This window comes from Neptunicoccus cionae (assembly GCF_002860325.1).
Classification (GTDB): domain Bacteria; phylum Pseudomonadota; class Alphaproteobacteria; order Rhodobacterales; family Rhodobacteraceae; genus Amylibacter; species Amylibacter lutimaris.
In genome coordinates, this window is sequence record NZ_PKOJ01000015.1 from 1 (window position 1) to 12,993 (window position 12,993).

The 12,993-nt window shown below is 50.1% G+C and carries 7 protein-coding genes and 1 pseudogene; 5 read left to right on the forward strand and 3 right to left on the reverse strand.

All coding sequences use genetic code 11. The annotated features are described in order from the left end of the window. The first annotated feature begins 476 nt into the window (after positions 1–476). From C0U40_RS19955 to C0U40_RS19975, 5 genes and pseudogenes are all read left to right on the forward strand, one after another. Positions 477–1,850 carry a serine/threonine protein kinase gene (locus tag C0U40_RS19955; RefSeq protein ID WP_101657553.1) on the forward strand — a complete coding sequence of 458 codons (1,374 nt, stop codon included), beginning with the start codon at positions 477–479 and terminating at the stop codon, positions 1,848–1,850. A gap of 2 nt (positions 1,851–1,852) precedes the next feature. Continuing rightward, positions 1,853–3,004, forward strand: coding sequence for a UvrD-helicase domain-containing protein (locus tag C0U40_RS19960; protein ID WP_101657554.1), 1,152 nt, complete (start codon positions 1,853–1,855; stop codon positions 3,002–3,004). Positions 3,005–3,012: 8 nt separating this feature from the next. Continuing rightward, the gene (locus tag C0U40_RS19965) at positions 3,013–4,344 is read left to right on the forward strand and encodes a hypothetical protein (protein WP_101657555.1); all 1,332 of its coding nucleotides are present in this window, start codon (positions 3,013–3,015) and stop codon (positions 4,342–4,344) included. 78 nt (positions 4,345–4,422) lie between these two features. Then, positions 4,423–5,451 carry an IS110 family transposase gene (locus tag C0U40_RS19970; protein ID WP_101657556.1) on the forward strand — a complete coding sequence of 343 codons (1,029 nt, stop codon included), beginning with the start codon at positions 4,423–4,425 and terminating at the stop codon, positions 5,449–5,451. 304 nt (positions 5,452–5,755) lie between these two features. Continuing rightward, positions 5,756–6,908 (forward strand): annotated as a pseudogene (locus tag C0U40_RS19975) (IS3 family transposase). A 260-nt stretch (positions 6,909–7,168) separates the two neighbouring features. Here C0U40_RS19975 and C0U40_RS19980 read toward each other — a convergent pair. The 3 genes from C0U40_RS19980 to C0U40_RS19990 all read right to left on the reverse strand — a co-directional run bounded on the left by C0U40_RS19980 (position 7,169) and on the right by C0U40_RS19990 (position 12,709). Next, positions 7,169–8,068 (reverse strand): hypothetical protein, encoded by a 900-nt coding sequence (locus C0U40_RS19980; protein ID WP_145991964.1) that lies wholly within the window; start codon positions 8,066–8,068, stop codon positions 7,169–7,171. Positions 8,069–8,141: 73 nt separating this feature from the next. Continuing rightward, entirely contained in the window at positions 8,142–9,797 is a 1,656-nt protein-coding gene (locus tag C0U40_RS19985; RefSeq protein ID WP_101657558.1) for an SEC-C domain-containing protein, read from the reverse strand. 293 nt (positions 9,798–10,090) lie between these two features. Next, complete coding sequence (locus C0U40_RS19990) at positions 10,091–12,709, reverse strand: hypothetical protein (RefSeq protein ID WP_180957761.1); 2,619 nt, start codon at positions 12,707–12,709, stop codon at positions 10,091–10,093. Between the last annotated feature and the right edge of the window lie 284 nt (positions 12,710–12,993).

The following is a 12,993-nucleotide window of genomic DNA, read 5'->3' on the forward strand; positions in this document are numbered from 1 at the left end:
ACTAAGCTCAGTCTAACCTGCTGGGTGAAGCAGCCGGTACATCCCATTAGCGGACATGGGTGTTTGACACATTGGGAGGATTGCGGACTTTCGCTGCAAGGGAAAAATACTAGCGGATAACTTGGGAAATGTGTCTTCAGGGATCAGCATTTGTCAGAATTTTCGGAAGCACTTCGCCGACCAGGATATCTTGAAACTGCATTTTCTCAGCACCTCTCTTGACGTCCTCTGCCAAACAGCTTCTCTGCTCGAACCCTAATTCCCGAACCTAGCGATCCAGCCAGTTCGTCCAGTGTAAGGCAATCAGAGTTTGAAAGCAGAGCCGAACGGGCATAACTCTTTCGGCTTTGCCGTAGCTTAACATGTGTGGCCACCAAAAAAATTATTTACGTTACGGTTGTGCGTTTTAAAAATTTCTGCATGGTGCTAGAGAACTGGAATACCTTAATCTTTTAATTTACCGAAGAATTTTGCTTATGGATCATGTTAGAGCGAGTGAACTTGAGACCAAGTTGAAGGGACAGTCCATAGATGGATGGGCTGTTGAAAGTTTAATAAACCATGGCAAATCAGCTGCGGTTTTCCTCGCTCGAAAAGGGGACGAGAAAGCCGCAATAAAAATTTTCGATGATGAGTTAATTGAAAAGTACGGGGACAAGACCCAATTGGCGAGAATCAATCGCGAATTGATGCTGGTTGGCTGTGAACATCCGAATATGGTGAAGCTATATAGTGGTGGCGTTGATGCCAACACGGGTAACCATTATCTTATTATGGAATATCTGGACGGCCCGAACCTAAAGGAATGTCTTCAAGACATACCGATGGACAACGTCGGATCGTTGATTTCACAACTGGCCGAATGCGGAATGTTTCTGGAAGATCTAGGCTTGGTCCATCGCGACATTAAACCGGAAAATATCGCAATATTAGATGACCACTCGAAACTGGTTCTACTGGACTTTGGTGTTTTACGGCCCGTTGGGGAGGTCGGTCTTACCGACGACAATGGCATTCAATCCTTTGTCGGAACCCTTCAGTATAGCTCTCCAGAGTTTCTTTTCAGAGAAGAGGAAGATTCTGTATTGGGTTGGCGCGCACTAACTTTCTACCAAATAGGTGGCGTGCTGCATGACTTACTTATGCGACAGGAGTTATTCGCCGACCGATCAATCCCCTATAGCCGATTGGTTGTTGCAGTTAAGGAGGATGTTCCTACCATCCATAATAAGTCAGTTCCCAGCTATCTAGTGGACTTGGCGAAAGCATGTTTAGCCAAAAAGCCAAGCGTTCGCACCGATGTTTTAGACTGGAGCGATTTTTTCCCGCCAAACGTCGGCACAACTGCGGCAGAAGAAGCCAAGATCAGAGTCACAAGCCGACAAGCAATCGCCAAAGCCGTGGAGGTCGAAGATACCAACGACGAGGCTGATCCCAAAGAGCTACTTCAAACAGTCATTGATACGATCAAGCTGAAGGTTCGCGGCATCCGCGCCAGCAATATATCAAGCCTACCACCAGTAGTTGTTACCAGATGTGGAGACAAAGTCACCGTCGTGCTTGGTCCGAACAACAACTTCAGCATGCCGATGAAGTTAACCATTTGTTATTCAATCGAAATTCTTGACGCGAATATTGGTGCAATTTCACTGTGTTCGTCATCACATATTGGAGATCTCGAGGACGATGAGAAAGCGGAACCGGTAAAGCTGTTTAGCGGAATTTTTTCAGCGAATGGGATCGCCAGCATACTTGAACAATGCACTTACGTTGCTGTCGAACAAGCTCAAGACAACGGCCCCGCTGGTATTGATCGAGCAATAGATTTAAGCGCATTTGAGGATGAATAAACATGGCTGCAACTTGGTGGACCAACGCAACCGATTTGGACGACGAGCAAAAAAAAGTCGTCGCACTTAACCCAGATGGACATCACCTTGTTCTCGGACCGCCCGGAAGCGGAAAAACCAATCTTTTACTTTTACGTGCGGCCTATTTGCATCGAAACGGTTTGAATAATCTGGTGGTCCTTGCATTTGGCAGGGTCTTGAAAGAATTTCTTGCGTCGGGTTCAGCCCACTACCCATTCACAAGCGACAAGATTCAAACCTATGTAAGATGGGGGTTAACCCTTCTAGGGGAAAATGGTGTTGATCTGGACGAACCAGACTTTGACGCTTTGCGGGAGCGATTATTGGTCGAGCTTTCTACATTGGCTGATCAGGAAAAACCTGAAAACCAGTTTGATTGCATACTCTTAGATGAGGCCCAAGACTATTCACCTAAAGAACTGGAAGTGATTTCACGGTTTACCTCAAGGTTGTTTGCCGTTGGCGACAGCAAACAACGCATTTCGACCCCGATAGATGGTGCACTGGATACTTTGAAAGATAAGGGGGCCACAGTATCGACCTTAAATGCACACTACAGAAATGGGATGTATGTGTGCCGCGTTGCTGACGGGATCCAAGGCCAAATCGATTCGCCCGATGGCCTGGAAGCCACCACAAACTATGACGAAGATAGCTTCCCCTCAACAGTGATCTCTGCCCCTGATACCAAAATAGAAGAGCAAATAGAACGAGCAATCGAACAGATAAAGGTGCAATTGGATGCGTACCCTGATGAGCTTATAGGTGTCATGTGTCCGAGGAAAAGTGAACTGGCCATCATTTCTGAACATATCTTGAAATCCGAGATCGCCGACTATGTGCAGGTCCAGAGAAGGGATGATGAGTATGCAGCCATCGACGGTGAGCGGCGTGTGATTGTTGTAACTATCAACGGAGCCAAGGGGTTAGAGTTTCGTGCAGCACATTTGCTTGGCATGGAATATGTGAAGAAATTCCCCCTTCAAAAGAAGATGTGCTATACAGCGGTAACCCGGTGTAAGACGTCTTTGTCTGTATACCATGGTGACTCGCTTCCCGGATGGTTCGAAAATGGGCTTCAAGCTTGCTTGCCGCCACCGGCGGCGGCGAGTCTTGATGATCTGTTCGAGTAGGAAGAAAAATGCAGATTTGCTTATTTGACAGAGAGGGTTTCCTAGACTGGATGAATGGGAAACCATCACCGAAGCCGACAAAGCTGACGGCAGCAAAGATGCGTCAACCGCTGGGCGATGGCATCGCTCTCATTTACGCAGACCCAAAGCCAACCGGCCAGTCACAGCCAGTCATTGCGGTCCCGCAAGATAGAATCGCTAATTTTTACGCTTTTGTTGGAACCTATCTCACCAATTACAGGCCCTTTTCAGCGTTTTATAAGGTAGTTCCGTTTGAGATTCTGTCAGAACTAGCGAATGCGAGTTTACCCAACGGCCACATGAGTTTGCCGATTCAACGTCTCGTAGGCGTTGCTATTGCCGAAGTTTACACTCAATCGCGTGCTCCTAGCAAAGCCTTCGACAAAATTTCTGTTTCAGCTGTACAAGCAACTCTATCTGCCTCCCTATCCGAAGCCGTTTGGCAGGGCTATGGCCACGATAGAATTGAAGATATATCCCGCCGATGGCAAACGGTCAGAGGCTTAGAGCATTCTGATAAACTGTTCTTGAAGGCGGAAAAAATAGCTGAGGTCTGGAGTATTGTTTCCGATGTTCTCACGGGGAAGGTTTCACCCAGAACCCGTGGGTCTCAGAGAAAAATTACTCAAGCACTTATACAGATCACATCCGCTAACCACTCATCCCATGAGTGGCTATCCCCATTCATGAGAGACTTTCCAGGGATTGCAAGAAATGCATCCGGCCTTGATCGCTCGCGTGAAGAAAGAGTGCGGATAGTAAGAAAAATTCTCCCCGAGCTTCTAGAATCGTCTTCCGATGCACTTAGCCGGGAGTTCTTGGCTGGTGCCATAATTTCAATGATCGGTAACGGGGCATTTGCACAGATATCTTTACTAGACGAGGTACTCCCTAAACTGCCTTCGGCAGCACTTTGGTTTGGCGTACTCTCATCTTTTCAAAACGGTAGTGATGCATTGACTATTGGGAATTGCCTTGGGCGGCGCGTCGTTAGAGATATGTGTTCAAGCAGTGATCTGTTCACACCGATAAAGGCTGATATTGCGTTTGAAGAGTTGGCGATGTTTCGCAATGAGGTTAAATCCGCCCCTCCTTTCAGGACAGCTCATGCTTCAAGCATGACGGTCAACTTGTTTGCAAATGTTTCTGGTCGTTTTAAAGTCGACAGCTCAACGGATGTTGAGGCGTTGCAGCGAAAGCAAGATGTGAGGAATCGCGAGAGCCAAAAGCAGTCAGAAGAACTAATGTATCTATTAGATCGCGCAAGGCACATGGTCGGAAAGCTTGCCAGTTTAAAGCAAAGAGACCTGTTTGATTGACCTAATGGGATGAACTGTCTTCCCGCCAAACCGCAGCTATTGTTGCGGGCATAGGTGGAGAGAGAGAGGAGCATTCTGATGGGTATTGAAGTATTGGGCATTGATCTGGGCAAGGCCGTTTGTAGCCTTGCGGGATTGGACGCAACAGGCGCGGTCGTGTACCGCAAGCGCCTTCAACGGCACCGGTTGCTGGACTTTCTGGAAGGTTTGGACCCCTGCATTGTTGCGATGGAGGCTTTCGGGGGCGCGCATCACATTGGTCGTTTTTGCCTTCAACACGGACATGAGCCTCGGCTGATGTCGCCGCTTTATGTCCGGCCTTACGTCAAGGTTCACAAAAATGATGACCGTGATGCGGAGGCGATCGCCGAGGCCGCGACGCGCCCGACAATGTCATTCGTCGCGATCAAATCGGAAGAGCAGCTTGATCTTCAGGCTCTGCACCGAGCCCGCGAGCGGCTGGTGACCGAAAGGACACGCCTTATCAATCAAGGCCGGGGCTTTCTTATGGAGCGCGGCATTCGGGTCGGAGCAGGTCGCCACGTCTTCCAAAAAGAGCTGGTCAGATTGGTTGCGACAGGCACCGCTAATCTTTCGCACCGTATCCTGTCGATGTTGTCAGACATGATGGCGGAGCTGGCCACGATCAACGACCGGGTCGAAGCGATCGACACCGAGATCAAGGCTCTGGCCAAGGCAGATGCCGACATGCAGCGCTTGATGGAAATCCCTGGCGTCGGCCCAACGATTGCCAGCGCCCTTGTGGCCGCTGTTGGAACCGGCAGCAGCTTTGCCAAAGGGCGCGATCTTGCCGCATGGCTTGGTCTCGTGCCACGTCAGATCACCACAGGTGGAAAAGCCAAGCTGATCGGCATCTCAAAGCATGGCAACCGATACCTCCGCAAATTGTTCATCCATGGGGCGCGGACCGTTTTGCATCTTGTGCGAGATCGAACATCGCCCATAACGCAATGGGCAGATGGGCTGAAAGAGCGGGCCCACGTGAATGTCGCTGCCGTTGCCATGGCCAACAAGATGGCGCGGATCGCCTGGGCCGTATTGACGAAAGGCGAGCGATATCGTCCCGCGGCGCTTGTGGGCGCATAGACACGCAACCGCGCAACATATAGGAAACTGCGAGCGAGGAGGAGATGGACCAACGACCAATAGGCGTCTTGTCAGTCTGACGGGGAGCATGGCCCCCAGAGTGCCGATGAGCTAACGAGACATGAGGCGCGCGACTTCCCATCTTGGTCCGGGGCAAATCGAATGGCTCCATCGAAAGACCGAATACATAGAAGCAGGTCAAAGGGACATCAACAAAACGCTTGCAGGGGAAGGCAGTTCATACCTGCTCCCCTGAAAAGTCCGGTGTTTTGAGTTAGTCTGTTCTCCAACAAGGAGACTAACGATGAAGAGAAGCCGTTTCAGTGAAGAGCAGATAATCGGGATATTGAAGGAGCATCAGGCTGGGCTTGGCGCAAAGGAGCTTTGTCGCAAGCACGGCGTCAGCGATGCGACGTTTTACAAATGGCGGTCCAAGTACGGCGGCATGGAGGTATCTGACGCGAAGAAGTTGAAGTCGCTTGAGGTTGAGAACGCCAAACTGAAGAAGCTCCTGGCGGAACAGATGATGGATGTCGCAACGCTCAAGGAGATGTTGGGAAAAAACTTTTGAGGCCCGGTTCTCGGCGACGCGCTGTGGATTGGGCCATGACAGAGAAGCGATACAATCAAAGACGGGCGTGTGCCTTGGCTGGGATCGATCCGCGTGTCTATCGGCGCACGTCAAAGCGTCTGGCAGATATCGATTTGCGAGACCGGCTGAAAGAGTTGTCATCTGAACGACGACGATTTGGCTATCGACGGCTGCATATCTTGCTGAAGCGCGAAGGCTGGCATGTGAACTGGAAGAAGCTGTACCGGATCTACCGCGAAGAAGGGTTAACCGTCCGTAAGCGCACCTCTCACACATGCTTTGCATGTGCTGCCGGGCAAAGGGCGGTCGCAAGCGCGCAGTGGGCACAAGAACACCCATGGCGATCCCACAAGGGCCGAACCAACGCTGGAGCTTGGACTTTGTGTCAGACAGCCTGTCGTGCGGTCGTCGGTTCCGCATTCTGAACGTGATCGACGACTTCAGTCGCGAATGTTTGGCTGCCGTGGTCGATACGTCTCTGTCTGGAGACCGCGTTGCGCGTGAGTTGGACAGGATCGCTGAAATGCGTGGATACCCCTGCATGGTGGTCAGCGATAACGGCACAGAACTAACCTCCAATGCGATCCTGAAATGGCAGGAAGACCGCAAGGTCGACTGGCACTACATCGCACCGGGGAAGCCGATGCAAAACGGGTTTGTGGAAAGTTTCAACGGGAGGATGCGGGATGAATGTCTGAACGAGCACCTGTTCGACAATCTACGTCATGCCCGCCGGTTGATCGCTGCGTGGCGTAACGACCTCAACCAGCACCGTCCGCACACAAGCCTCGCTGGCCTGACGCCAGCGGAATATGCTAACCGGTCAGAAGAGGACCAAAACCTGAACAGAGCTAACCTAAATTAGCGGACTCAATGGGGAGCAGGTCATGATGACAAATAGGTGTGATCCGAGGCCGCTTTGCGCGGCAAACCAATAACGCTGGTTCGTTAGCAGAAAAACGATATCAATCAACCCCACCAGCAGGTGCTACGAGTAACTTAAAAATTACGCCTATTCCTGTCCAAAGGAAGGAGAGTAGCACAACTCGCGTAGTCTGACTGTCAGCTTTGATGCTGGAACCAGTTAGCTGCTACGCCTTCCTTGAGTAAATGATGGCTCTATGGCTAAGCTGGTGTGTCGCTGTCTGTTTTTGGGGCCCGACGTGACGCTTGCTGATCATATACATCATCTGGCCCGCGCTCAAGCATCGTGTAGGTGCCGCCTGGGTCGACATGTGCAATGTGTCCTTGAAAGCAGGCCGTTTCCTTGTGGAACACTCCAAATACATCTTCGTATTGAAACAATGTCTTAACGATTACCGCATTAAAAGCTTCATTGTGACAAATTAAACTATATATCTCAGCTCCCTTTGGAAGGATCCAGCTTGTTCCAATAGGGCTCCAGCTCTGGCCAGCCCCGATGTCTTGCTGCCAATGAGACTCTGAAAGATCAAATTCCTCCCCTGCGGTTACACCTTGGACACTCTCGTCTCCTTTGTGGACAGCCAAGCTGACGACACTTAGTGTTTTCAAACGTAGTGCTGGGGAAAGTCCTGAATTATGAAAAAGCAACTTAACAGATAACCTAACACGCTCATGGGATTCTATACTTAGATTACCCTCAACCGACTGAAGAACCACGTAGGCTCGAGCTTGAGCTTGGCCATTTCTGTCCGAAATTCGATTAGCGGTGCCGGCCACTCTAAGGGCATACTGTCCTTGCCGATAGGTGAAGTACAACGCAATCAATGCAGAGGTGCTCGCCAACAAAGAACCCGCAGTGACCCACAGTAGCCATTTAGAAATAAACGTTGCTTCTTCTGTTGCCCTTGCGGCTCTAAGAGCGATGCATTGCTCCAAAGATAAATCTTGATTGCAAATGTCGGCACGTGAGTATCCCCCAGGGAATTCGTTATTTCCTGCCACAAACCCCGCAAACATTGAAATGCAAAGAGCCACGCAGATTGCCATAACACCCGACAGGTCGGAAGAGTGTCTAGTATCGGATTGAGAAATATTCTTCACTAAAAAACTCCTTGAGGTAAATTCTATACATTTTTCTCTTGGCAGGTCGCTGAAACTCCCCTTCGCCACACAGCTATTCGTCATTTTTGTCGGTTTGAAGCCATGCAGACCACGCTGTTCGTTCGCAATAAGCGATTGCCAATTGGTCTTGCGGCATCCTTGCAAGTTCGTCGAAATCTTCTGCACCGGCCATGAATTCCAGAAGCCGTTCTTTGCCCGTGTCTTTGTAAGATCGGTAAAAGAATTCTGCCAACTCCAACCAGTTCTGTGGTTCCGAGCGCTTTTCCTCGAGTCTACCGAAGAACGTTTCAGGGTGTTGCCGCCATGCGGCCCATTCCCGTTCTGTAAGTTCATGCGAGACCATCATGCGCCGTCCATCTTTAAGGCAATACACGCCTTGAGCTTTTCCCCAAGCTTCCACGACGATGGCCTGTTCCAACACGCCCGGGACCAGTTCGACTCCTTCACTTGGAATCATGTACTCGTATCCAATTCGCAGTCTGGGGGACTCACCGTCTTCCCCAAACGCAAATTCGGGATTCTCCCCATCAAACGTGATTGGGATATGGCTGTGCTCTTTCAGTGAATCGAACAAGGTAAGGATTTCTTTGTGGCGCTCGAGATTTTTCAGGTAATCCTTGAAATGGCTGACCTGAGCGCCGGGGCCAAAATCGGCGATGCGGTAACCGTCTGCTACTGCCTGCAAACCTATATCTGCCGCTTCCAGATTGTTGTGGTAGGCATGATTTGTCACCACAACATAGGCTGGGGGATAGTGCTTCCCGACGCGATCAAGGTAACCCTCTGCTTCTTTGACTTGATCAAGGGCGGACTCGATCCACGTTCCCGAATAGTCTTCTCCGACGACATCAGGAATGTTGACCTCGATAAAGACAATTCGCTCATGGTCCGTGCACTTTCGAAGCGCCTTCGACAGTTTTTGCCCGACACGCAAGCGCTTGGCGTCGTCGATCGGCCCGTCCATGCCGATAGTTCTATTTCGGGCCTTCACCTCGACTGCAAACTGACGCCCGGTTTGTGGATGCGTAGCTACGAATTCCACATGGCTTTCGCTTCCATCCTTTTCGTTCTCGTACTCAATCTCAAAACCAGCCTTGAGAACTGCCGCCGAGGCATACGTTTCAAATAGCTTTCCGATGAAGTCGTCGGTTCTTGCGCTCTTGAGACGATGGACAAAACTTTGAAGGATCGCTTCGGCCTTACCCGGCTCCGAGTGATGCACAATGAGATACAAGTTATACGCAAGGTTCAGGAACGCCCGTTGCGCCCCGGTCATGGGGCCAGAAAACATTCCATCCTTCTCGGCGGCCATCTTTCGTGCATCACTCATTGCCTGATCAAACCATCGCACGATTTGATGGCGCTCTTTAGGTGGCTTTTTTCGCTGCTCTTCGGTCCAGTCTCGCCCGAGCACTATAAAGATGTACTCACGTAGGAAGTCGTGAAAAGTCTTCCAGTTGGGCGAGTGGTAGACACGGTTCCCCACGGCAACGATGCGTTGTCCCTGAACCTCAGTTGAGATAATTGGTTTGCCGAGCCCTTGTTGCTTTTGGCGTTGGGCATTCTCGGCCTCAACTTCCTTTAGTTTCGCTTCGAAAGCATCACTGACACCGGGACGAAAAGCATTGCCAACGAGTTGCCCGTGACAATGCTTGTACTTCTTGCCACTGCCGCAGTGGCAGGGTTGGTTACGCCCGATTTTCGCCAAAGTGACAGCCTTAGTTGTGTGACCTGTAAGACGGTTTGAAACCTACCGAGTGACATGATAGCGTCCAGAGAACATGATGGGAACATTTCTCTTGAAGGCAAGTATGCTCATAATGTTGTCTTTAAGGCAACGAAGGAGGAAGAGGAAGCAGGTCAAGTGCTCCAATCGAAGCTCTAATCCTAGCCAAAGTGCGCTTCGACGCCAATCCAGTAACACAGGTGCATTTGCGGCGAAGGTCCGCAATCCGCCCATGGTGTTCCCAAAACTCAAGGTGCCGTTCAGTCTCCCATTATCTAAAAGATGAAATCTGTTGGATCCAAGTCAGTCATTTGGACGCTAAGCATTCGGATAGAGTCGCCGCGGTCATCAGTAATTAGGACATCGTCTCCGACTTGTTCGGTGTGCCCACCTAGAATCAGATCGTTAAAGCTCACGATCCCGTAGGCTGAGCTTAAGTTGATGCTTTCGTTCTCGTCTAGGGCATCAAAGTCAGTGATGGTGTCGTTGCCATCTGAAAACCAGAAGGTGTCACTGCCATCGCCACCAGTTAGAATATTGTTGCCCAGCTCACCCTTCAGCTCATCATCTCCGCTACCACCGTGAAGTGTATCGTCGCCTTCGCCGCCCAATAGAAGGTCGGCGCCATCTCCGCCAAAAAGCGTATCGTTGCCGTTCATGCCGCTTAATGAATCTCGATCACCATCACCGTAAATTTCGTCGTTTCCTTTCCCACCTGAAATTTCGTCAAGGCCATCTCCACCTTGGAGCACATCATGCCCGTCGCTACCGATTATTGAGTCGTTGCCTACACCGCCTGAGAGGGTATCGTTACCTTTGCCGCCGAAGATGCTGTCATTGCCGCTATCTCCAGAAATCACATCGTTACCATCGTCCCCCAGCAAATTATCGTTCCCTTCACCTCCAAAAATGGTGTTGTCGCCAAGATTGCCGAAAATCTTATCGTTGCCGCCGTCGCCCCAAATTTCATCATTACCTGATCCACCTCGGATAACGTCTTCGCCGGCACCGCCAAAAATGCGGTCGTCACCAGGGTTCCCGTAAACTTTGTCGTTGCCATCACCTCCGAAAATTTCATCATCACCCGATCCCCCTCGGATAACGTCTTCCCCGAAGCCGCCATAGAGACTGTCTGCGCCAAGATTGCCAAACAATTTATCATTACCCGAAACGCCCCAAATATAATCGTGCCCCTCCCCGCCTCGCAGCTTGTCGTTGCTTGAGCCGCCATAGATTTGATCACCGCCACTACCGCCGTAAATCAAATCTCTTCCCCCACCGCCAAAGATGCTGTCGTCGCCAAGGTTACCTTGTATGATGTCGCCCTTCGTGCCGCCGGAAAGTGTGTCATTCCCCCCTTTGCCAACCAATAAGTCTTGACCTTGGCCGCCCTTCAGGGAGTCATGGCCGGCGGTTCCAAATATGTTTTCGCCAATACCACGGACCGATTCACTCAGCTTACTTTTCACCATTTCATGAACGCCGTTTTCGTCAGTGTAGGAAATATAAACGCGGAACTTTTTACCTAAATCATCGGGAGTAAACGCGTAATTATCGTCTGTTTCTCCAACGAGAACCGTACCATTCCGAAACCATTGATACGAAATTGTGTCTTCTATAATGCCATCGGCATCCGAAAATTTTGACAGATCCGCGGTAACTATTTGTCCTACCTGTACTACACCTGCGACTTTCACTTTTCCATCGGGCTCGGTGTTGTAGGAGACCCGTTGACTGAAGACATTGCTATTGGGTGTATAACCATTCGGGTCTGACCAAGAAACTACAAATCCCTTGTTTTCAGCGCCAACAACGGAAAGCAAACCCAGCGTGCTAACATCCCTTGCCACGACGATTTCATCACCTAATGGTTTACCTTCGGCAGAAAAGGTCTCTGCAAAAATTGCCTTTCTACTTGCACCACCTTCATGACGAACCAGTACAAACCCGCCGTCACTCAAAGATGCTATCGAGGCGTAGCCGCTGTCAGAGTGGTGAAAGTGCGACTTAGGGTTATATTCCATACCCACCTTTTGCCCGGTCTCATCAAAAACCTGCACGGATGTGTATTCACGGTATTTATAGTAGTTGGTTGACCACGATACTGCAAAGCCGCCGCCTTCTAATGCAACAACTTCTGGATCTAGATTTATCCGCCCGTCATCAGTGTCAATTCTAAATATTTCGCCGTTTGGCGTGCCATCCTCATCGAGTATCCGGCCTTGCAATTTCCTGTTTGCTTTCCAGACGGCAACAAAACCGCCACTTTCGAGTTCCGTGGAAGCTACGTTACTTGGAGGATATTGGGGCACTTCGTTAAAGTTAAATTCGGGGCCTGTGGCAGTACCATCTGCTTCAAAAACGCGCCCATAAGCACCATATAAGCTGTCTTCTTTTTCCTCTCCATCTAACGGCCGAGAACTCCAGTTCACCATGAACCCGCCGTCAGATATCGCTGTCAAAGATGGGGTTCCTTGATTGCTTCTTGTGACAGTATTCACGAGAAATTCGGAACCAACGGCAAAACCTTCGGCATCGAAAACTTGAGCATAAATCCCGCTACCACTGCCGTCCTGCCCGAGCTCTGGTTGGGTTTCCAAAGGCGCTGAAGCCCACGCTATTACGAAGCCACCGTCGGAAAGGCCTACAATCGCGGGTTTCTCTTGTGAGCCATCAGTGAAAGTGTTGACTTGAAATTCAGCGCCTTGTGGCTGAGCAGATGAAGAGTAACGCTGGGCGAAGATGCCGTTGGAATCTCCGTCTTGATCGGGAGACATCCAGGTGACCACCAAGCTGCCATCCTCGAGTGTCGCACTTTCAGGATACTTTTGAATTCCTGTAGAGAAAGTGTTATTCTGAAATCTATCGCCAGCAAGCGTATATTTTGTAGTCATAGAATTAGAATCCTGAAGATTTATTCGGCCGTGTTTCATTCTGAGATTAGAACAGTGTTGTGATGTCTGCAATTTGAAGTGGAGCGTGCCTGCCATGGGGCTTTGCGTCAAAATGATAGTTTAGGGATTACGCAGTGCTACAGTGATCCTCAATCTCACAGAAACAAGTGAAGCTGAATAGCCATGAGCCACAACTTGCGCAAACTTGTTGAACTATAAGCCATCCATTGAGCTACCCCCCGAAATTCGGACAGTGACGCAAGCTACGATTTGCAGTCTGCTGA

Coding starts and splice junctions, on each gene's coding strand:
- C0U40_RS19955 (WP_101657553.1), top strand. CDS start 477: ATGGATCATGTTAGAGCGAGTGAACTTGAGACCAAGTTGAAGGGACAG.
- C0U40_RS19960 (WP_101657554.1), top strand. CDS start 1,853: ATGGCTGCAACTTGGTGGACCAACGCAACCGATTTGGACGACGAGCAA.
- C0U40_RS19965 (WP_101657555.1), top strand. CDS start 3,013: ATGCAGATTTGCTTATTTGACAGAGAGGGTTTCCTAGACTGGATGAAT.
- C0U40_RS19970 (WP_101657556.1), top strand. CDS start 4,423: ATGGGTATTGAAGTATTGGGCATTGATCTGGGCAAGGCCGTTTGTAGC.
- C0U40_RS19990 (WP_180957761.1), bottom strand. CDS start 12,709: ATGACTACAAAATATACGCTTGCTGGCGATAGATTTCAGAATAACACT.